This is a genomic window from Pseudomonadales bacterium, assembly GCA_013215025.1.
Classification (GTDB): domain Bacteria; phylum Pseudomonadota; class Gammaproteobacteria; order Pseudomonadales; family DT-91; genus DT-91.
The window spans coordinates 60,900-81,024 of the sequence record JABSRR010000001.1 but is presented as its reverse complement, the minus strand read 5'-3'; the positions used below and the strand labels follow the sequence as shown (position 1 = coordinate 81,024).

Sequence of the window (20,125 nt, the reverse complement as noted above, 5' to 3'; positions counted from 1 at the left end):
CGAGATAGAACTTAATAAATCAGATAAGTTAGTGCTGCCAAGACGCTGTAATGTTGCACTATTTTAGTAATGATAATCAGAACATCAATTATAAAAAAACGCAAAATTGTATAATAAGTTTGACTTTTTTGTCTTCTGGTTACCCACTTTCTGAGGCGAAGGCTCAGGGCTATATGAAAAAAATCAGCGCTGGTCGATCTTAAAGCCCAAGTGCTGGCGTATAACAGCCATGACTGAATATCGCCAAGCTGTATGTATTTTTCGCCGTGATCTTCGGCTTGAAGATCATAAAGCCCTACAAGCTGCCTGCGCGCAAGCAGAGCAGGTGATTTGCCTATTTGTGGTTGATCCGCGCTTTGCCGCTGTAGGACGCCAGTTTGCAAAATCCTTATTAGTGGATGCTCTAGCGCACCTCGAGCAACAGTTACACAAGCATCAGGCTAATCTCTGGCTTGCCTACGGTAGCCCTGAAGAAGCGCTAGCACAGCTTTCTGAATTTGTTGCCGTTGACAGCGTATTTGCAAATCTCGAGTACACGCCTCAGGGGCGCCAGAGAGATCAACAGCTCAGTGATTATTGTCAGCAGCATAATATTGCTCTGCAGCTAGAGCACGATAGCCTATTGTTTCCGCCCGGTTTTATCGCCAAAGCCGACGGCGCACCGTATACCGTATTTACGCCATTTTTTAAACGCGCCCTGCAATATCCAGTAGAATCATCAGCGTCGACTGTGGCTGGTGAGTTTCTCCCAGCGCCTTCGTCATTGCAATTTAATGCGGACGCCTTACGTGACTATTGGCAGCTTGATCAGCAGCCCGATAACGCACTTTCGGTTGCTGATATGCATACCTCAATTATGGAAAAACTGGCCGAATTACATGACTATGATGAGGTGCGAGATATTCCTGCCTTAGAGTCTACCTCCGGATTATCGCCACTGTTAAAACTTGGGGTGATATCTATTCGCCAATGCTATCAGTTGATTGCCGCAAGCTTGGGACAACAATCACCACTGTTGCGACAGCTTTACTGGCGCGATTTTTATTACCATATCATTTGGCATTTTCCACATGCGATGCAAAAGGCATTTAAACCACAATATGATGCTATCGCCTGGCAGTACGATAACGAGGCATTACAACGGTGGCAAGATGGCTTAACTGGCTTTCCGATTGTAGATGCCGGCATGCGCCAGCTTCGGCAGACAGGGTTTATGCACAACCGGGTGCGTATGATTGTGGCCTCTTTTTTGGTGAAAGACTTACACCTTGACTGGCGACTAGGTGAGGCACATTTCAAAAACTTGTTAATCGATTACGACAGTGCGGTCAATAATGGTAATTGGCAATGGGCAGCCTCAACCGGCTGTGATGCACAGCCGTATTTTCGTATTTTCAACCCTTGGCGTCAGCAGCAACGCTTCGACCCTGACTGCGCCTATATTAAGCGCTGGCTGCCTGAGCTGCGAGAGTTGAGTGCTAAAGCGATTCATGCGCTTGAACTCAGTGACGAGCAGCCGGCTGGATACCCATCACCAATGGTGAATCATAAAACGGCGGCCGAACAGGCGAAGGCACTGTTTAAAGCCTGTGCTTAAGCAGAATAAACGTAGCTAAAGACCTCGACTACCAACTGCCATTATTCGCCATGCTTGCCCAGGGTTCTTGTGGCGCTAAGGCATCACCGCGCTGTAACAGCTCTATTGAAATGCCATCGGGCGATTTGATAAATGCCATACGACCATCGCGTGGCGGCCTTAGAATACTTACGCCTGCCTGTTGCAGTCTTTCGCATAGGGCATAAATATTGTCGACGCGAAATGCCAGATGCCCAAAACTATCACCTTGGCTGTATTGTTTGCGGTTGCCGTCTGCATCTGGCCAATTATAGGTGAGTTCAATTAATGGCGAAGGACTGTCGAGTAATTTGCTCTGATCGCCGGATGCGACTAAAAAAATCAGTGAAAAACGCCCTTCCTCATAGTCGCTACGACGATGCACCTGAAGCCCAAGCGCGTTACAGTAAAAATCCAGTGACGCGTCTAAATCACTGACGCGAACCATGCTGTGTAAATATTCCATATATCTTTTAGTAGCCTATTATTTGTCTTTGAGGTGGTTGAAAACGCTGTTAATAATAGTTAACGGGCTTAACAAAAATTAAAGTAAACCCTACTAAATATAACCCATAGTAAATATGTTTTTTTGCCGCGCATTTATTTTTTACAGTGCACAATGCCATTTTGGCTATGACAATGTTTTTCACTTTTGAATGTAGACCACTCAGACTCAGTCATGCAAAGTTGCTCTTTGCGCCAGCGTCCGCTGTATTCTACATCATGACAGATATCCGGTGTTTGCGGTTCAATAATAGTTACGCCATTGTTGTGGTGCCAATTGTCTGGCTTGATAGGTTTAACTGGCTTAACAGGTTTATTAGGCTTGTTTGGAATAAGTGGCTGCGTCGATGCTGGGCCGACTTTGGCGGGTAATGGCTTAGCAATATTGGATGATGCTAGCGAGGGGTGTGATAAAAAGATAATGCACACACAGATAAATATACATTTAATACGGCTAACCATCTGAAACATAATAGGCTCCTAGAAATAAACTTCAGCATAATAAATGATAATCTAATAAGACAAACCTAGCTAAAGAAAGTTCATTTAAGCTATGAGATAAACTACCCTAGGTGAATAGCGTGTTTAATTGAAAACTTGCATCGCAAGTTACAAGCCATGCCTCAGTCTCATCAAAGTATCATAATGATTAGAATTATAGATAAAAAATACCTCATAATATAAGCAATACTGAAATACGCAGTAAATGCATAGTTTCTTACTGGATGTTAGTTTTGTTTTAGTAAAGCGTTTTATCCTTATAAATGCAGAAAGATAATATAGGAAGTTGATCTGGGAGTTTGATGTACAAAATCCTAAGGTAAGGATATTCAAACTAGCTGCTGATTGTTGAGATTGCCCCACTTCTTGGAAACGCTTGGTGATATGGGGCAATAGATCTCAAAAGACAGAAAATTGCAGAAATGACTGAAGCTAATCATTTGGGCTCGCAGACAAATACAGGGATTGCGCGGTCGGTGCGAGCTTGATATTCGTCAAAATCAGGGTAAAGACTTAGCAAATGTGGCCATAGTGCGCGCTTTTCATCTTCTGAAATTTGTCGCGCGGTGTAATCGTGCTTTAGCCCGGTGACCATAATATCAATGTCTGGATTGGCTTTAATATTGTGATACCACACCGGATGTTTATCCATACCGCCTTGTGAGGCAACGATCAGTTTTTTATCTACGCCTTGGTCTTGCCATGGCAAGTGAATAAGCGCGACCTCACGGCGTTCGCCAGACTTGCGACCGGTCATGCCGACAATACATATGGGGTAGCCACCTGGGAAGTGCTTCATCAAGCGGCCATTGCTTTTCTTATACACCCATACATTAAATTGGGTATAGCGACGCATTACTTTACGGACCAGCGGCACCCATTTGGCCGGGATCTCATCAACGTCTTCTCGACGTGTTTTAACATAGTCGAATTTATTTTCGCTCATACTTGTTCCTAAATTTATAGATAGTGTCTGATGGCTTACAAGGCAAGCTAATGCCTGATAGTGAATAGCAAGCTAATGCCAGCAAGAAGAAAACCTATTATTACGCAGCAATATTTAAAAAAGTTTTATGCAGTTTGGTTTTTTGTCATCGAATTGTCACAAAACTGACACAAGGACGAAACAAAAGTGCAGCAAACTAGCCTCTTATTTTTCCTAATATGAACCTGACTTACACTATCACTGTCAAGGAGGCATTATGACAGATGATTCTTCAGCCGAACAAGCCGAACAAGCACCATTTACTGCCGAACAGCAACATGAGATTGAAGTAGTAGAGCTAGCCATTCGAGATCTTTGGGATTTAAAAAAAGGCTATGAACAACATAAAGCAGCTGACGCTAAACCACTCAATTTTGATGCGCTTTTACGTCAAGCAAAATACCGTAATCAAGTAATCGATAAACTGTCTAAAGTTAAAAACGCTGATATTGCCAGTATTGCGCTGCGATTAGCAAAAATGGACTTACAAGGTAGCGTGCATATCGATGATGTTAAGGCTCGAATGTTAGGGCATAACCGAGCTGATAATGGTATGGGAGGCATTAGTCAGGCCGTATTGAATGAGAAAATTGAACAAGCAGTGCAACAAAGCCAAGCTATCTTACAGCAGCAATTTTCCAAACGCATCAGCGTTTGGAAATGGGCGTCGTCATTTATAAGCATTCTGTTAGTGCTTAGCATTAGCCTAAATATACAGCCCTATATTCAATCTATGACTGGCGAGAAGGAAATTCTACTCAGTGGGTCAATTCAAACGGATACAGTGTTTAAATCCAACAATACTTACATTTTACAAGAGCCTGTATTTGTAGAGGGTAAAACGAAATTGACGATTGAGGCGGGTGCTACGATTTTTGGTGAGCCAGGCTCAGCATTAATTGTTACGCGTGATGCCCAATTGATTGCTAAAGGGCGAAAAGACGCGCCTATTGTATTCACCTCCAATAAACCAGAGGGGCAAAGAAATCGCGGCGATTGGGGTGGGCTAGTGTTGTTAGGAAATGCACCGGTGAATCGCCAGGGGCAATTAGAAGGCATCGATGCAAATGATCCGCGCGGTGAATTTGGCGGAAGCGACCCTAGCTCTAATTGCGGAAATTTAGAATATGTTAGAGTTGAGTTTGCGGGTTTTGAAACATTTATTGATAACGAACTTAATGGCCTCACTTTGGGCGCATGCGGTAAGGAAACGGTTGTTCGTAATGTTCAGGTGCATAAGTCTCTAGACGATGGCATTGAAGTATTTGGCGGCACTGTAGACCTTAAAAATATTCTCGTTACCGGCGCCGGCGATGATGCATTTGATTGGGATATGGGCTGGACTGGCCGAGTACAATTTCTTGTTGTGCAAATGCACAATGATGATGGCGATAATGCTTTTGAGGGTGATAATTTTAAGCAGAACCCAGATGCCTTACCACGTTCAGCGCCGGTGTTTTATAACGTCACTTTGATTGGCGGTAATTCAACCCAAACCTCACAGCGAGGTATGACATTGCGCCGCGGCTCTGGCGGTGAATTCGGCAATATTCTAATGGTGGGTTTCAGTCGAGAATCTATCGATCTGCGCGGTGAAGCGATTGAGCGGTTGACTCGCTTAGAAACCTTAAATTTTTCTGATTTGATTTTAGACCAAATAAATGATGGTCAGTATTTCGCAGCTGAGCAGGCGGAAGCTGATGATGATAATGGATTTATTGAAGCTGATTATTTTTCTGATGCTCGATTGAATTTTAAATTTGGTATCGATCCGCGATTACCCGCAGCTATATATAATGCTTATAACCCAGAGTTTACTCCCCTAGGGCATTCGCCTGCGCGTGATAGTCTGGCGCGTATTCCTCAAGGTGAATTTTGGGATGAGGGGGCTAATTATATTGGTGCAATTCGCCCGGGTACTGCAATTACTTGGTTAGATGGTTGGACACAGTTTCCATCTTCTTAACGCATAGGTTGGTGTATGTTTTCACTATTGACGGGTAAATATCGAAATATTGTTATTGCAATTGCACTCTTTATTGTGCTCGATGCATCTATTCTTGCAATGAATTTTTATATTGCCTTTGCCCTGAAAGGCGACGCAATCGCTGTATCTCAAGCTGGTCAATTACAGATGATGAGCCAGCGTCTAATGAAGTCCTTATATGAGCTAGAAGTTTCTTTGCGCGATAATGGCGACGTTAATAAGCCCTTTAAAGAGCTTAAGAACACGTATCAAAACTTTGATGAAACTTTGGCAGCGTTTAGGCAGGGCGGTAATACGTATTCACCGACCGGTGAGATCGTGTTTTTAAAGGCTGTTGAGACAGCGCAAGGCGAAGCATTTATCAATAAAATAGATCAAGTCTGGCAGCCGTTTAAAAATTTGATCAACCCTGTAATCAATCTACCAGCACCGGTTAAACAGGCTTGGTTTTTAGATAATCTAGCAGAAGCTGAAATGTATGTTGCGTCAAATAATATTACATTATTAGAAATCTCATCGGATCTTGCTAACTATATGGAGGTATTGGCTAGCAGTAAAGCTGACCGTTTACGCATGGTGCAAACTATTGGTATCAGTTTAGCGATCATAAATTTTATTATTATTATTTATCACTTTATTGGTCAGTTGCGAGAAACAGATGATCAAATTCATTCTGTTAGAGGTGAAACTCGAAAGATATTAGATACCGTTAATGAAGGACTATTTTTGTTAGATCGAGATTTGCGTATTTCAACTGAACATTCTCTCTTTGCAACAAAATTATTTGATGATAGTGATATAGCTAATAAGCGTTTTGAAGAATTATTTAATAATAAAGTCAGCAATGATGACTTAGCAATGATAAGAAAATATTTGCAAGTTTTGCTGGACGGGCAGGTGGATGAATCATTGTTAGATGACTTAAACCCCTTAAAAAATATTCGATTATTAATTGCAAATGAAAAAGGTCAATTTGAAAATAAATATGTCTCGTTTTCATTTAAACGCGCCTATGAAGGAGATCAGGTCAAGCAAATTTTAGTTACTGCGCAAGATATCAGTATTCAAGTTGATTTGAAAGCTAAGTTAGACAAGTTGCAGAGTAGTCAAGGTAACCACATGTCGGTTTTAAGTCGTGTGTTAGATCATAGCCCTAAAGACTTCGTGAACTTCGTCAACGATTCATTGGCGCGATTGCATAAAATCAATGCAATTTTGCAGCAGCCTAGTCGTCGCAGTGATCAATTTAGACAGCAAATTGATCACATCGCCACAGAGCTTCATAAGCTTAAAGGTGAATCTAGCATGATGAATATGCATTCTATTGCTAAAGACACACATACAATGGAAGAGTCTGTAATTGCTTTACGAAAAAAAGATGATGTTGAAGGTGATGACTTTTTACCACTTGCGGTGATGCTGAGAGGTTTGCTCGAAGAGCTAGAGGGTTATGTGAAAGTTGCCGAACAGTTGCAAAATCTTGTAGAAAAATATTCGCAAGAAGAGGATAAAGCTAACGGTATCGTATCAAAGTCTGCCCTTCTGAGCTTAATTGACGGTATCGCTAGTAAACACAACAAAAAAGTGAATCTCAAGTTGAAGCAGCGTGGTAAAGACTATTTGCCTGAATCAATGCTTAGACCGGTTAAAGATATTCTAGTGCAACTGGTTAGAAATTCGGTTACCCATGGTATTGAGCCCATCTCAATGCGCGGAGAAAAGCCAGCTGAAGGTGAACTGTCTATTCAGCTAATTGCTGATGCGAAACAGCTGACCATGACGGTAAGGGATGATGGTAACGGTATCGACTTAGATAAGATACGTGCCCGCGTGGTTGAGATGCAAAAAGCATCTTACACAGAGGTTGTTTCATGGTCTTCAGCACAGTTGCTAAAAATGATTTTCGAACCCGGCTTCTCGACCGCCAGTGAGGTCAATGAAGATGCCGGTCGTGGCTTGGGTATGTTGGCAGTTCGTCAGATGGTACACAAGCTTGGCGGTAAAATTTCGGTTAAAAATGAGCAAGGTGAGTTTTGTAAGTTCATCTTACTATTGCCGATTACTGTTGATAAAAAAGCAATAGTTAACACTGAAAATTCAGTTTAGAGGGAACAGCAATACATGTTGAGATTAATGATAGTTGATGACTCAAACATTATTCGTAAACAAATTGAGCGCTTACATGGCAATTCGTTATTTAAAGTTGTTGCCAGTGCGGCTAATGGTGAACAAGCAGTTGCGGCTTGGCATGAGCATAAGCCTGATGTAGTAACCATGGATATAACTATGCCAGAGATGGATGGTTTGCAGGCGACAAAAGCCTTGTTAGAAAAAGATCCTTATATTCGTATTCTCATTGTTTCGGCACTATCTGATAAAGAAACTGCGATAGAGGCACTTGAGTTGGGTGCACGTGGATTTTTATGCAAGCCCTTTGCTGATGACGAACTTAAATCAGCACTTGAAAAAGTTATCATGGAGTAAAAAGTGGAAGAGAATCAACTTAAAGCTTTAGTTGAGAGTGTGGTAAATTATTTTAATGTCACACGTAATGATGATGTTAGCGTTGGTACGCCATACTTATTGAATGCCGATCAAGCTGAAGATGCCGAGTTTTTATCAGGTATGATTGCAATATCGGGAAATAAAAATGGCTGGTTGCGTTATAGTGCACCGCGTATCATGATTAAACATTTATTGCTCAGCATGGGCGAGTCTGACACTTCTATCGTTAATATGGAAGATATGGTGGGCGAGGTCGCGAATACTATCTCGGGCAATTTACGCAAGCATTTTGGTTCAGAGTTTCTAATTTCAACGCCTAAAGTGGTTTCTGGCAGTGTTAATCAGCAGTTTTCGCAGGGTAATGAGCGCTGCTATGTAGTGCCGCTATATTGGAAACAATATAACTCATCCATCGTCATTTACTTATCATGACTGACCGCGATATCTGTTGCAAAGAAAAGCAGTTAAATTAGCGCTTGTGACTGATAGATTGTTGTTGCTCACGCATTAAGTTTTTGTTGGCACGTTTTTCAGCTTTGCGAGCCTCCAGCGTAGCTAATGCATCACTACCAATGTGACTTTCACCGCGTTGCTTAGCCAACTGGATTTGCTTTTCACGCTCTTTAAACCTGGCTCTTTGTTCCTCGCTGTATTCATCGATACACTGATGACAGCTGACGCCAGCAACGTATTCTGATTTGAGCTTGTCTTCTTCGGTGATCGGGCGACGGCAGGCATGGCATTGATCATAAGCACCTTTTTCAAGTTGGTGAGTGACCGAGACGCGATTGTCAAAGACGAAGCATTCCCCTTGCCACAAAGATTCTTGCGGGTCGACCTCTTCAAGGTATTTTAAAATGCCACCTTCCAAATGGTAGACCTCGTCAAAACCTTGCTGTTTTAAATAGGCAGTAGATTTTTCGCAACGAATGCCGCCGGTACAAAACATCGCCACTTTTTTATGCTGCTCAGGGTCTAAGTTGTTGTTTACGTAATCGGGGAATTCGCGAAAAGTTTTCGTATTTGGGTCTAGCGCGCCCTGAAAAGTACCAATCCCAACTTCATAATCATTGCGCGTATCTATAAGCACAACATCTGGATCAGAAATCAGGGCATTCCAATCCTTTGGCTTCACATAGCTGCCAACCGTGTGATTTGGGTCGATACCTTCGACGCCCATGGTGACAATTTCCTTTTTTAACTTCACCTTAGTGCGATAAAAAGGCATCTCATCATCATAGGATTCTTTATAGCTGAAGCCTGCTAGTCTGGAGTCTTGATTAAGAAACGTAAGCAATTGATCAATGCTTTCGCGGCTGCCGGCGACGGTGCCGTTAATGCCTTCTTCTCCAAGCAATAAGGTGCCTTTGATCTGATGTTTTAATAGGGTGTGTAAAAGTGGTTCGCGCATCTCGAGATAATTTTCAAGACGTACGAAACGATAAAGCGCGCAGACGACTATCGCCCCGCCAATATTATTTAATGCCATGCTATCCTCGCTAACCAGAACGTAAAACTGGTGCTGTGATATGTCGTAAAAAGGCGAGATTATAAACGCCCATGCGCATTATGACCACAGTCATTGCGATTGGTGCCATTAGTTGCGTATAAGCTTTTGCTGGCAATGAAAACGCTCACTGGCAAATATGCATTCGACAGTAAGCCTATAAACAAGAGATTAATACACGATTAAGACGCGACTGAGATTCAACTGACAGTTGACGGATAGGTGGAGGGTTTATTGAAAGCTGAACGCAGTCTGCTTGATTTGCGTTTAGGGCTTGCCGTCTTTTGGGGTGATGGTAATGCCTAAGCGGCGTTGTTCATAGCGGGTGAACAGCATGCTAAAAATAAAAATCAAACAGACAGTGGCGAGTTCCAATTGCGACACAACTCCGTAACGTGGGTCAAATGCGTTCATGACGGCGATAATGAAATACAACATAATCAGAAAGCTGAGCCAGGCGAAGGCTTTGATGTTGCGAATCAACAGTAAGGGTAAGAAAACTAACAACGGTATCGCATTCACCCAAAAGATCACCGTGTTCGCGTTTTTACCCTCGGGCAAAAACGTGTGTGTCACAAGGTAGAGCAACAGGAGTTCGACGGCCACACTGATAATAGTGAGTACATAACTGATGTCTGCTTTAACGGCATAGGCAGGGTTAACCGTAGGTGATTTCATACAACTTATACGTTAGTTATGCAGTTTCAGAGCTAAACTGGCAATGCGCGCGCCTAAGGCCTGGCAAAGCTGCTTCTCATCGTTGCTTAAATTTGTGTCATTGCCCATAGCAACATGGCTAGCGCCGTAGGGTGTGCCACCACTTTGAGTGTGATGGAGGGCCTTTTCACTATAAGGCAAACCACTGATGATCATGCCTTGGTGCAACAAGGGCAACATCATGCTCATTAGCGTGGTTTCTTGACCGCCATGCAAGCTGCTGGTTGAGGTAAAACAGCCGGCGGGTTTATTAATTAAATCGCCTGATAACCATATGTCGCTGGCTTGATCGATAAAGTATTTGAGTGGGGCGGCCATATTGCCAAACCGTGTTGGACTTCCAACAATCAAGCCAGCACATTGACTGAGCTCAGCTTGGCTGCAGTATAGGTCGCCACTCTCAGGTATGCTGGCCGCGCTCGCCTCGGTGTTGCTTGAAACCGCGGGTACGGTTCGTATCTTACAGTCAATGCCAGATANGGTCTCGACGCCAAGCGCGATTTCGGCTGCCATGGCGGCACAAGAGCCATGGCGCGAGTAATACAGAATTAATACATAGGGGGCCATGCGCTAAGATCCTTTTACGAAAGCCATCAAGGGTGATTTATAAAATATCTAATACTGATTCCGGGGGACGACCAATGGCAGCTTTATCACCATTTATCACGATGGGGCGTTGAATCAATTTTGGAAATTTTACCATGGCTTCTAGCAAGGCCTTATCGTCAGCGTTCTTTAGCTGATTATCCTTATAATCGGCCTCACCGCTGCGTACTAATTCACTAACGCTTATGCCAAGCTTTGCAATAATCGCTTGCAGCTCAGCAACGCTTGGCGTTTGTTCTAAATACAACTGTATCTCGGGCTGAATTCCCTGTGCTTCTAACAGTGCAAGCGTTTGACGAGATTTTGAACAGCGAGGATTGTGTAAAATTTGTATAGCGGACATAAAAAAACCTAAGTCGATGCAATTAAGTCGATGCAATGATGCGTAAGATATATACTAAACNCGCTATTATATCAGCTTGCNTCGGCTAAGCTAGTTTACTTGGTGAGAGATCGTATATGAAACATCTGCTGCAGGTTTTGCAACTCAGTATATTATTCAGTCTATTAGTAGCCTGCGGTCAGCCGGCTCAATTTAATTATTTAGACGGCAGCAGCGGCCGCTTTGATCAGCTCAAGGGGCAGTGGACAGTCGTCAACTATTGGGCGGAATGGTGCAAGCCCTGTATCAAGGAAATACCCGAGTTGAACGCCTTAGATGCGAGCAGAGACGATATTGTGGTGCTTGGCATTAACTACGATCAACCTGAGCGAGCATTATTATTGCAGCAGGCAAGGGATTTAAATATTGCATTTCAGAATATTGTTGCGGCGGAGTCGGCGGTAAGTTTTGCTGAATATTTTCAGTATGACAAACCTGTGGCATTACCAACCACGCTGATTATTGACCCTGAGCTGAATGTGATTGACATCTTACGAGGCCCACAAGACAAAGCTAGCTTACTGGCGCGTATCGAACAAGCTGAAATGTCGCCAACAGGCATCGAGTCAGCCAATATAGAGCCAGAAAACTAGAGCAAACTGAATAATAAACATCCAGCGGTCTAAGCCTTCTCTGCATGTATAGGCGGTTCATGCTGGGGGTTCAAACTTGCCGCCAATGCTGCATAAGGTCGTAAGCTAAAGCCCGATAATACAGCCGCCAGTGAACAGCATACAAAGCCGCAGGCCGCTAGCGCTAAGCCAAGCGCTGACGCGGCGTAAGCTGAAAATACATAATCAGCAAGCCAACCAATCAGCATTGGGCCAAAGACCAAGCCAAACACATTGCCCATAAACAATAACACCGCTGAAACTTGGGCACGCATTTGGTTGGGGCTGATAATGTGAAGTGCGGCAATCGACACACCAAAGTAGGCGTTTAACAAAAATACGCAGGGAATAGCCAATAGCTGTGCTAACCATAGCTGATCAGCGAGAGGCGCAAAACCAGCAGGCAGAACCCAGGCGATGCTTACTATCCACAGCACTCGCAGGCTAGCATCTTGATAACCACGCTTGACTAACCAAGACGCAAAAAATGCACCAAACAGAGTGCCACATGAGCCAGCCAGCAAATACAGCATGCCAAAAGGTTTAGCTAATTCGTATGCCGGTACTGAAAAACGGCGGCTCATATGTTCAACAAACCACATCATAAAACCATAGCCGACGATTGCTAGCAGGCCAATTGTTATAAAAATGTTCAGGTATACACGCCGGTGCTGACCGAGATAAGCAAGCATTTGTCCTAGCTGCATGGTTTGCATGTGATCTGATGGTTCAGTTGACAATGGCTTGGCTAAGCCCTGTCGTTTAGGCTCTTGCATCGCATAAATAGCCGCTGCCAGCAGCAAACCCGGTAAGCCAACAATCATAAACGTGGCTTGCCAGGGTGCCAGTGCACCAATAAACGGCAAAGAGAGCTGGTCTAGCTCGACCAGCCAACTATACACCCAGCCACCGAGTGAGTAAGAAATACCAATGCCCACCGGTATGCCGAGTGTAAAAATAGACATAATAGTTGGCAGTTTTTGCGGGCTGAAATAGTCGCTTAACAAGGAGTGCGCCGGCGGTGATAGAGCGGCCTCACCGACGCCAACCCCCATGCGGGCTGCAAATAAGGAGAAAAAGCCACTCGCTAAGCCACAAACAAAAGTCATGATGGACCAAAAAGCTGTGCCTACTGCAATAATATTTTTACGATTACTGCGGTCGGCTAAGATGCCAATGGGAATGCCTAAAAAAGTATAGAGCAGAGAAAAGGCGACACCATTAAGCACGCCATACTGAAAATCGTTGATTTGAAATTCTTCACGAATAGGACCGACCAGAATAGCCATAATATTGCGATCGATGAATGACAAGATGTATGCCATCAGTAATAGGCTAAGAAGTACATAGCCGTTGTAAGAGAGTGTTGAAAAACGTTTGCTTAGCATAGTTGAGAAAAACATAGTTGAGAAAAACACAGTTGAGAAAAAAGAGTCTACGGCGTCATTGCGGTTGGCGTAAGTTCAGACCTGGCTAGATGACTATTGAGCATATCACTTTTGCGGGAGTAGAGCCTGAAAAAAGCTTTGAGACAGGCAAGGTCATGAAAAAAGTAGATCTTTCAGATATCGTCATACAAAGCTAGATACCACAAAGATTGAGATGCCTAGGTATAAGAATCAAAATACGGCCAAGTACAGATAATTTTTGGCAAGTCAGCTGACAGCCTACTGCTCAACTGTATGTATCATCACTGTACGAATATTCACGCTAGCAAAAAGCTCAGCAATGCCCAAGCTCTAACTAAGCTTGGGCTTATAGCAAGTAAAACATACTGTAATGCTGCGTCGACAGTTTTGAAGCGTCTTATGTTTGAAGCATTGTTGATTTAATGCGCAATTGATTTAATGCGCAGTTGATTTAAAGCGCAGTTGAGTTGAGGCGCAATATGAGTGTCTCATCGCGCCTTGAGTTATATGACTTTTCGCCAACCTATCTAGCTATCCCAATAACTGTAACTTTATAAATATCTCAGCTTGGGTTTTGCTATCTAGTTATTACTACATGCGAGTTCTTGCAGGCTTATCCAAAAAGACGTTGTTGCGATCGTCTATTTGGATATTGGCTGGCATCGCTAAGATTAATTAGACAAAAAAGCTCATTTCGTGACCCAGTCGGCATTTGGGATCTTGCTGCGCATCAAATGCGGACGTGCATTTGGTGATTTCGCCACCATTGTTTAAAAACTCTTCAATTTTACTGGCAATATCGTCGCGGTCTTTTTTGCGATCATCAATTGAGTGAGTATGGCTGCTGTGGGCTGAATGCGACATAAATTTCAATTCCTTCTGCTGTTAACAAAAAAACTGTAAACAGTTTATTCACTGTCTGTGACAGTTTTGTGATTATTATTATGCTAAACCGACTCCAAACGGTTGATTTGAAGTTATCGATCTGGGCATAGCTTGTCAAGTTTTTTCATGCAAGCATCGTTCCGTTTTTTTGTGATTACCGAGCGTTTAGAATCAGGGCTTTAGGCTTATCAATTGCTAGAGGCTGTGCTTTAATATCGCACCTTATCTCAATAATAATCTTAAGAGTTTAATCATGTACGATTACATTATTGTCGGTGGTGGTAGTGCAGGCTGTGTCCTCGCTAATCGTCTTTCAAAAGACCCTAAACACCAAGTTTTGTTGCTTGAGGCTGGCCCTAAAGACAGCAACCCCATGATTCATATGCCGGGTGGCTGTGCCGAAGTGCTTAAGTCTGACAAGCTCAATTGGAAGTTCGTCTCTACTGCTCAAAAACAAGCGGGTAATGCACGTTACGAGATTCCCAGAGGTAAAACCTTGGGTGGTTCAAGTTCATCTAACGGTATGGTATACATTCGCGGCCATGCTCGCGACTATGATCGCTGGAGTGAGGCGGGTAATTCAGGCTGGTCTTATCAAGAAGTTTTGCCATTATTTAAGCGTGCTGAAGACTTCAATCGCGGCGCAAATGAATTTCACGGTGCCGGAGGCGAGCTGTATGTAAGTGAAGCGCCTAGTGATAATCCATTATTTGATTTATTTGTGAATGCCGGCGTTGAGGCAGGTTATCCTGCGAATGACGACTTTAATGGTGCGCAACAAGAGGGCATTGGTCGTTTTCACTGCACAATCAAAGACGGCAAGCGCTGGAGCAGTGCGTCAGCATTTTTACGCCCAGCCATGCAGCGTGAGAACTTAACCGTTATTTGCGATGCCTTGGTGACTAAAGTGGTGATGGATGACGATACTGCGGTAGCAGTTGAGTATCGCCGTAAAAATAAACGATTAACGGTTCGCGCAACCAAAGAAATTGTGATCAGTGCTGGCGCGATCAAATCGCCGCATATTTTGCAGTTGTCAGGCATTGGCGATAGTCAAGAACTTGCAGCAGCAGGCATAAAGAGCAGTCATAATTTACCAGGCGTGGGTAAAAACTTACAAGATCATTTGGATTGGATTTTTCGCTATACCATCAAACAGCCGTTAAGTATGAACGGTCAAGACAAATTCCCACACAATTTAAAAGTGGCTTGGGATTATTTTGTACACAAACGCGGTATCGCTGCCTGCAACAATATTGAAGCGGGTGGTTTTATTAAATCGCAGCCAGAGGTTGAGCATCCCGATATTCAGTTGCACTTTGTCCCCTGTAATATGACCGGATTAACCGAGCCTTTACCGCCCGAGCATGGAGTTACTATGCACGCCTGTAATCTGCGCCCATACTCGCATGGCACGGTGAAAGCGGTGGACAATGACCCAAGTTCTAACCCAGAAGTCGATTTTGGCTTTATGAGCGACGAGCGTGATCAGCAAGTGATGATAGATGCATTTAAAGCACTGCGCCGTATTGCAGCTTCAAGTGCTTGGGGCGGTATGATTGACGAAGAGGTTGCGCCGGGCAAACATGTGCAAACCGATGCAGAGATTCTTGCTGCGATTGCGAACAATACGGAAACAGTTTATCACCCTGTGGGCACCTGTAAGATGGGTCAGGATGAGATGGCGGTAGTGGACGAGCGCTTGCGCGTGCGCGGGCTGAAAAATCTTCGTGTTGCTGATGCCTCGATTATCCCATCGGTAGTGTCGGGCAACACCAATGCTCCGTCGATGATGATTGGCGAAAAATGTGCTGAGATGCTATTGGTCGATAATGCTTAAAATAAACAACGCTAAAAAATTTGAAGTGTTGATTGAACTATTTGCGCGCATACCACTCTTACCTATTGATAGTGGTAAGGAATATACTCCCCTAGTATATTCCGCGCGTTAGGATAAACGCGTATTTTTTCGCCGGCACTGGTTTCAGTGCCGGTTTTTTTATGCCTGATGCCGGCTATGTTAAAATCGAAAACGCCAGCTATTTTTCAAACGCTAGCTGCCAAGCTTCATAACCACCGTCGAGGCTATAACAATCGGCAAAGCCTTGTTCAGCCAAATACCCAGCCGCTTGTTGGCTAGAATTACCGTGATAGCAACAGACAATAAGCGGTATTTGCTTCTCTTGCTGTGCGACAAACTCGGCTAGGTTATCGTTATTTAATGCAATAGCATTTGGCATATGCCCATTCGCGTATGACTGTGCGTCACGAATGTCAGCTATGGTGCATGGGCCATCGGCAATGATAGCCTGGGCTTGGGTAACAGATATGCGTTGAAAGTTCATAGGTTTTCGCTGAGGTTCTGAATCGATTCACTTATCATAGCGTAATCGACGCAGCGCAGATAGCTATGCCAACAGTTTAGCGGGAGCTGCGCGCTGGCGCATTCGTTTATAATTTAATACGCAAGGATTTATGGCCAACTTAAAACCCGATAGCTTAGCTAGATTATCTCAGCAGCAGCAGCGAGGCATTTTGCGCATTGCTGCGGCGAGCGAATCTGCAGCGATTGCGCTATGGCAATCCCTATGGCCGACGCTACAGCAGTTTTACGCCTTAAAACCCGATAAACAGCCTGGCGGCTTGCTACTACAGGGACTTAGTTACAGCGATAGTTTGTTTACTGCTGTACCGGCACATACGATCAATCAGTCGCGGCGCTTCCTTGGTCAAGACGCTCGTGTCGTGCTATTCAATGCGTTTCAGGGTTTGAACCCTAATATACTGGCCATGCTGACTGGCACGGTTCAGCAAGGCGGTCTATTAGTCATACTGACGCCAGACGACAGCAGTTGGCCGCAATTTCCCGACCCTGATACCTACAAACTAACATCGGGCTTTGATTTATCGACAGCAATTTCGGTACCGCGCTTCACCCAGCGTATTATTGAAAGTTTTGCAGCTTTGCTGGATCAGTATTTTTATCTCTCGCATCTTAGCGATGTGCCTGTGGACTTTTGCGGCAGCTTCGCAACATCGCTTGATACTGCTGCAGCTTCGACACAGCAAGCAGCCAGCTTAGATGCACTGTTAGAGCACCTTGATGACGCCACAATAGCCTCTGCCAGTGTGATACTAGGTGACAGGGGACGTGGTAAGTCGGCATTACTGGGTATGCTGTTTAGTGCGCTGCATAGGCAACATCCCGGCGCTAAAATTATCATCACGGCGCAACATCAGAGTGCCTTACAGAGCGTGTTTAGGCACTGCGATTCTCAGCATATAAACATTTGTGAGCAGGCTTTTTTACCCATTGATCAATGCATTATGGCGCTTGATCAAGGGTCACAAGCGGGCTTTGACTTCCTGATTATTGATGAGGCAGCCAGCATCGCACTGCAGTGTTTAGACTTATTAAGCAATGCTGCAAAACACATTATTTTTGCTACCACTGTCGCAGGTTATGAGGGGCATGGTCGCGGCTTTGCGATTAAATTCGAGCAGCAGCTCGCACAGCGCTATGCTAATCGTCTGCTCAAGCTGAATATGTCATATGCGTTTCGATATCGCGCGGATGATGCGCTGGAGCGTTGGATCAACCAACTTTGCTTGTTAAAGCTGCCTGAGACCCTGCCGCGACTGCAACAGTGCCAGCAGCCAAAGTTTATCCAGTTATCGCAATCACAGCTGTCTCAGGATGAGAGTCTGTTTGCGGCCGTGTTTGCCGTTTTACTCGAAGCCCACTATCAAACCTCGGCTGATGATGTGCGGCTGATGCTTGACGATAGCCAGCTTAAAATTTTTGTTGCCTACCATGATTGTCTGCAGGCCGAAACGATTGTTGCGGCAGCCGTAGTGATGGCCGAAGGGTGTTTTCCTCAGCATGCAATAGACAGTTTTGTTGCACAGCCGCGCCGATTTCGTGGGCATTTGCTGCCGCAGCAACTAGCAATGTTCAGCGATTATCAATGGTTATCACTGCGCTTTTGGCGGGTGATGCGTATTGCCACATTATCAGCTTATCGACGGCAAGGGCTTGGTCAGGCAATGCTGGGCTTTTTAAAAGCCAATCTAACGCCACAGGGCGTGCTCGGTGCTAGCTTTGCCTATGATCCTGCAGTATTGCAGTTTTGGCAATCTTGCGGTTATCAGGTCTGCCAATTAGGCAGTAAAAAAGAGTCTAATAGCGGTGCATTCACTGTGTTAGTAGTAGCAACTGATAGTTTGCAGCAAGCAAACCTAGCTGCATTATGGCAGCAACACCGTCAAGCTTTACGCAAAGCACTTTGGCTGCGAATGCGTTATCAATCTGATTTAACGCCTGCGGTATTCGCCCAGCTAGGTCAGCAACTTGAGTTTACAGCAGCCGAGGGCTTTGATTTATGCAAAGCCGAGATTCATCAGCTGCAGCGGTTTTTGCAGCAACAAGCCACGTTGTTTCAGGTGCGGGCTGCCTTCACGAGTGCATTACTCAGTTGGTGCCGGCACCCATTACCTCCATCAGTCGCGCAGCCCTCAGGCGAGCTCAGCAATGCACCGTTAGCTAATCTTCAACTGGAGCAGATTCTGCAGCAAATATTTATTGGTAATCATGCGGCCAGCGACTATTATGCACAGCTTCAGGTCGACGGATTTAAGACATTTCAGGCACTCTGCCGTAAATGGTTAGCACCTCGATTGGCGCTGTTTTTACAACAGCCCATAAACGATAAGGAATCAACAGATGTCATCAGTATTTAGTCAAATTATGCAGGGTCAGTTGCCAGGGCATTTTGTCTATCAAGATGAGATAGCTATTGCGATTATGACAATTCAACCGGTGCAGCCAGGTCATGTGCTGGTGATTCCGCGCCAAGAAATTGATCATTTTGATGATTTGCCTGGCGATGTGGCGGCTCACCTTATGCAGCTATCGCAGCGCGTGACAAAGGCGATAAAGCAGGCCTATCCTTGTTTGCGGGTCAGTCTTGTGATTGCTGGTTTAGAAGTGCCGCATACCCATATTCATTTAATTCCGATAAACCGTCTTGAGGATATCAGTTTTCAAAATTTGGCGTTTGCTGAGTCGGATGACTTGGCAGCGGCTGCGGCTAAGATTGCTGCGCATCTATAACTGTGTTGATTAAAACCTTGTTCATCAAAGCCCGTATTGGGAAATAAATCGTGAATCTGAATTTTCAATTAATCCTGTGGTTTATTCTATTAGGGCTTAGCCCACAGGTGTGCAGCGATAGCAAAAATTCTGAGCCAGATCCCTGGCAAGGCTTTAATCGCTCGGTGTTTGCGTTTAATGAAGCGGCTGATCAATATTTATTAAGGCCGGTGGCAGTTGGCTATAACTGGTTATTGCCAACACCGCTTAATAATGGCTTAAGCAATGCCTTTGCCAATACCTTCGAAGTTAACACCATGCTGAATTCTGGTCTGCAAGCCAAGCCTAAAAATCTATCGCTGAGTTTTGCGCGTTTCGCGATCAATTCTACGCTGGGTTTCTTTGGCCTGTTTGATGTGGCTTCTGAGTTAGGTATCTATGCCGATGAGGAAGACTTTGGTCAAACTTTCGCGGTTTGGGGTGTCGATGCCGGCCCCTATCTGGTGCTACCGTTGTTTGGGCCTTCAACGGTTAGAGATGCTGCCGGGTTGATACCCAATCTATATGTTAACCCACTGGTGAATTTGAATAATGACTCTTTAGTTAACTATGGCCGTATCGGGCTATATTTTATTGATTCACGCGCGGATGTGATTGCAGCTGAAACGCTCATTACCGGCGACAGATATATTTTTCTCCGCGATGCGTTTTTGCAAAACCGCGATTTTCTGATTAGCGATGGACTCATAGAAGATAGCTTTGGCGATGATCTTGATGATGACAACTGGCTCGATGATGAATTTTGATCAAGCGCAACAG

At 44.4% G+C, this 20,125-nt stretch carries 20 protein-coding genes; 10 read left to right on the top strand and 10 right to left on the bottom strand.

Features of this window, described 5'->3' with window-relative positions; all coding sequences use genetic code 11:
* Positions 1 to 229 precede the first annotated feature (229 nt).
* Positions 230 to 1,597, top strand: a complete 1,368-nt coding sequence (locus HRU21_00370) for a deoxyribodipyrimidine photo-lyase (GenBank protein ID NRA40736.1) — start codon at positions 230 to 232, stop codon at positions 1,595 to 1,597.
* Between the two features lie 28 nt (positions 1,598 to 1,625).
* On the opposite strand, the gene HRU21_00365 is transcribed toward HRU21_00370, so the two are convergent.
* The 3 genes from HRU21_00365 to HRU21_00355 form a co-directional block, all read right to left on the bottom strand.
* Positions 1,626 to 2,081: a lactoylglutathione lyase gene (locus HRU21_00365; protein ID NRA40735.1), complete on the bottom strand. Its 456-nt coding sequence runs from the start codon at positions 2,079 to 2,081 to the stop codon at positions 1,626 to 1,628.
* A 134-nt stretch (positions 2,082 to 2,215) separates the two neighbouring features.
* Positions 2,216 to 2,590 (bottom strand): hypothetical protein, encoded by a 375-nt coding sequence (locus tag HRU21_00360; protein NRA40734.1) that lies wholly within the window; start codon positions 2,588 to 2,590, stop codon positions 2,216 to 2,218.
* A gap of 466 nt (positions 2,591 to 3,056) precedes the next feature.
* The gene (locus tag HRU21_00355) at positions 3,057 to 3,566 is read right to left on the bottom strand and encodes a nitroreductase family deazaflavin-dependent oxidoreductase (protein NRA40733.1); all 510 of its coding nucleotides are present in this window, start codon (positions 3,564 to 3,566) and stop codon (positions 3,057 to 3,059) included.
* Positions 3,567 to 3,822: 256 nt separating this feature from the next.
* On the opposite strand from HRU21_00355, the gene HRU21_00350 reads away from it, so the two are divergent.
* Genes HRU21_00350 through HRU21_00335 form a run of 4 tightly spaced genes read left to right on the top strand, consistent with a single transcriptional unit; the run spans position 3,823 to position 8,529 of the window.
* The gene (locus HRU21_00350; protein ID NRA40732.1) at positions 3,823 to 5,571 is read left to right on the top strand and encodes a hypothetical protein; all 1,749 of its coding nucleotides are present in this window, start codon (positions 3,823 to 3,825) and stop codon (positions 5,569 to 5,571) included.
* A 15-nt stretch (positions 5,572 to 5,586) separates the two neighbouring features.
* Positions 5,587 to 7,698 (top strand): type IV pili methyl-accepting chemotaxis transducer N-terminal domain-containing protein, encoded by a 2,112-nt coding sequence (locus tag HRU21_00345; GenBank protein ID NRA40731.1) that lies wholly within the window; start codon positions 5,587 to 5,589, stop codon positions 7,696 to 7,698.
* 15 nt (positions 7,699 to 7,713) lie between these two features.
* The gene (locus tag HRU21_00340) at positions 7,714 to 8,076 is read left to right on the top strand and encodes a response regulator (protein NRA40730.1); all 363 of its coding nucleotides are present in this window, start codon (positions 7,714 to 7,716) and stop codon (positions 8,074 to 8,076) included.
* A 3-nt stretch (positions 8,077 to 8,079) separates the two neighbouring features.
* On the top strand, positions 8,080 to 8,529 hold the full coding sequence (locus tag HRU21_00335) for a chemotaxis protein CheX (protein ID NRA40729.1): 450 nt from the start codon (positions 8,080 to 8,082) through the stop codon (positions 8,527 to 8,529).
* A gap of 37 nt (positions 8,530 to 8,566) precedes the next feature.
* Here HRU21_00335 and HRU21_00330 read toward each other — a convergent pair whose 3' ends face one another.
* From HRU21_00330 to arsC, 4 genes are all read right to left on the bottom strand, one after another.
* On the bottom strand, positions 8,567 to 9,586 hold the full coding sequence (locus tag HRU21_00330) for a rhodanese-related sulfurtransferase (protein ID NRA40728.1): 1,020 nt from the start codon (positions 9,584 to 9,586) through the stop codon (positions 8,567 to 8,569).
* Positions 9,587 to 9,871: 285 nt separating this feature from the next.
* A complete protein-coding gene (locus tag HRU21_00325; protein ID NRA40727.1) occupies positions 9,872 to 10,282 on the bottom strand; it encodes a DUF2069 domain-containing protein in 411 nt (136 codons plus the stop codon).
* 12 nt (positions 10,283 to 10,294) lie between these two features.
* A complete protein-coding gene (gene wrbA / locus HRU21_00320) occupies positions 10,295 to 10,888 on the bottom strand; it encodes an NAD(P)H:quinone oxidoreductase (protein ID NRA40726.1) in 594 nt (197 codons plus the stop codon).
* Positions 10,889 to 10,925: 37 nt separating this feature from the next.
* Positions 10,926 to 11,270, bottom strand: coding sequence for an arsenate reductase (glutaredoxin) (gene arsC, locus HRU21_00315; protein NRA40725.1), 345 nt, complete (start codon positions 11,268 to 11,270; stop codon positions 10,926 to 10,928).
* Positions 11,271 to 11,386: 116 nt separating this feature from the next.
* On the opposite strand from arsC, the gene HRU21_00310 reads away from it, so the two are divergent.
* Positions 11,387 to 11,902, top strand: a complete 516-nt coding sequence (locus HRU21_00310; GenBank protein NRA40724.1) for a TlpA family protein disulfide reductase — start codon at positions 11,387 to 11,389, stop codon at positions 11,900 to 11,902.
* Positions 11,903 to 11,931: 29 nt separating this feature from the next.
* On the opposite strand, the gene HRU21_00305 is transcribed toward HRU21_00310, so the two are convergent.
* Together HRU21_00305 and HRU21_00300 are read right to left on the bottom strand one after the other, a co-directional pair.
* Entirely contained in the window at positions 11,932 to 13,233 is a 1,302-nt protein-coding gene (locus HRU21_00305) for an MFS transporter (GenBank protein ID NRA40723.1), read from the bottom strand.
* Between the two features lie 771 nt (positions 13,234 to 14,004).
* The gene (locus HRU21_00300) at positions 14,005 to 14,193 is read right to left on the bottom strand and encodes a hypothetical protein (GenBank protein NRA40722.1); all 189 of its coding nucleotides are present in this window, start codon (positions 14,191 to 14,193) and stop codon (positions 14,005 to 14,007) included.
* Positions 14,194 to 14,467: 274 nt separating this feature from the next.
* Between HRU21_00300 and HRU21_00295 the strand changes: the two genes are divergently transcribed.
* The gene (locus HRU21_00295) at positions 14,468 to 16,054 is read left to right on the top strand and encodes a choline dehydrogenase (protein ID NRA40721.1); all 1,587 of its coding nucleotides are present in this window, start codon (positions 14,468 to 14,470) and stop codon (positions 16,052 to 16,054) included.
* A 199-nt stretch (positions 16,055 to 16,253) separates the two neighbouring features.
* Here HRU21_00295 and glpE read toward each other — a convergent pair whose 3' ends face one another.
* Positions 16,254 to 16,559 (bottom strand): thiosulfate sulfurtransferase GlpE, encoded by a 306-nt coding sequence (glpE, locus tag HRU21_00290; protein ID NRA40720.1) that lies wholly within the window; start codon positions 16,557 to 16,559, stop codon positions 16,254 to 16,256.
* Positions 16,560 to 16,689: 130 nt separating this feature from the next.
* On the opposite strand from glpE, the gene HRU21_00285 reads away from it, so the two are divergent.
* The 3 genes from HRU21_00285 to HRU21_00275 are packed head-to-tail and all read left to right on the top strand — an operon-like array spanning position 16,690 to position 20,112.
* Entirely contained in the window at positions 16,690 to 18,954 is a 2,265-nt protein-coding gene (locus HRU21_00285; protein ID NRA40719.1) for a tRNA(Met) cytidine acetyltransferase, read from the top strand.
* The gene (locus HRU21_00280; GenBank protein ID NRA40718.1) at positions 18,938 to 19,327 is read left to right on the top strand and encodes an HIT family protein; all 390 of its coding nucleotides are present in this window, start codon (positions 18,938 to 18,940) and stop codon (positions 19,325 to 19,327) included. Before HRU21_00285 ends, HRU21_00280 begins: the two co-directional genes overlap by 17 nt.
* Positions 19,328 to 19,377: 50 nt before the next feature.
* Positions 19,378 to 20,112 carry a VacJ family lipoprotein gene (locus HRU21_00275; GenBank protein NRA40717.1) on the top strand — a complete coding sequence of 245 codons (735 nt, stop codon included), beginning with the start codon at positions 19,378 to 19,380 and terminating at the stop codon, positions 20,110 to 20,112.
* The last annotated feature ends 13 nt before the right edge of the window (positions 20,113 to 20,125 follow it).

Coding starts and splice junctions, on each gene's coding strand:
- HRU21_00370 (NRA40736.1), top strand. CDS start 230: ATGACTGAATATCGCCAAGCTGTATGTATTTTTCGCCGTGATCTTCGG.
- HRU21_00365 (NRA40735.1), bottom strand. CDS start 2,081: ATGGAATATTTACACAGCATGGTTCGCGTCAGTGATTTAGACGCGTCA.
- HRU21_00360 (NRA40734.1), bottom strand. CDS start 2,590: ATGTTTCAGATGGTTAGCCGTATTAAATGTATATTTATCTGTGTGTGC.
- HRU21_00355 (NRA40733.1), bottom strand. CDS start 3,566: ATGAGCGAAAATAAATTCGACTATGTTAAAACACGTCGAGAAGACGTT.
- HRU21_00350 (NRA40732.1), top strand. CDS start 3,823: ATGACAGATGATTCTTCAGCCGAACAAGCCGAACAAGCACCATTTACT.
- HRU21_00345 (NRA40731.1), top strand. CDS start 5,587: ATGTTTTCACTATTGACGGGTAAATATCGAAATATTGTTATTGCAATT.
- HRU21_00340 (NRA40730.1), top strand. CDS start 7,714: ATGTTGAGATTAATGATAGTTGATGACTCAAACATTATTCGTAAACAA.
- HRU21_00330 (NRA40728.1), bottom strand. CDS start 9,586: ATGGCATTAAATAATATTGGCGGGGCGATAGTCGTCTGCGCGCTTTAT.
- HRU21_00325 (NRA40727.1), bottom strand. CDS start 10,282: ATGAAATCACCTACGGTTAACCCTGCCTATGCCGTTAAAGCAGACATC.
- arsC (NRA40725.1), bottom strand. CDS start 11,270: ATGTCCGCTATACAAATTTTACACAATCCTCGCTGTTCAAAATCTCGT.
- HRU21_00310 (NRA40724.1), top strand. CDS start 11,387: ATGAAACATCTGCTGCAGGTTTTGCAACTCAGTATATTATTCAGTCTA.
- HRU21_00300 (NRA40722.1), bottom strand. CDS start 14,193: ATGTCGCATTCAGCCCACAGCAGCCATACTCACTCAATTGATGATCGC.
- HRU21_00295 (NRA40721.1), top strand. CDS start 14,468: ATGTACGATTACATTATTGTCGGTGGTGGTAGTGCAGGCTGTGTCCTC.
- glpE (NRA40720.1), bottom strand. CDS start 16,559: ATGAACTTTCAACGCATATCTGTTACCCAAGCCCAGGCTATCATTGCC.
- HRU21_00285 (NRA40719.1), top strand. CDS start 16,690: ATGGCCAACTTAAAACCCGATAGCTTAGCTAGATTATCTCAGCAGCAG.
- HRU21_00280 (NRA40718.1), top strand. CDS start 18,938: ATGTCATCAGTATTTAGTCAAATTATGCAGGGTCAGTTGCCAGGGCAT.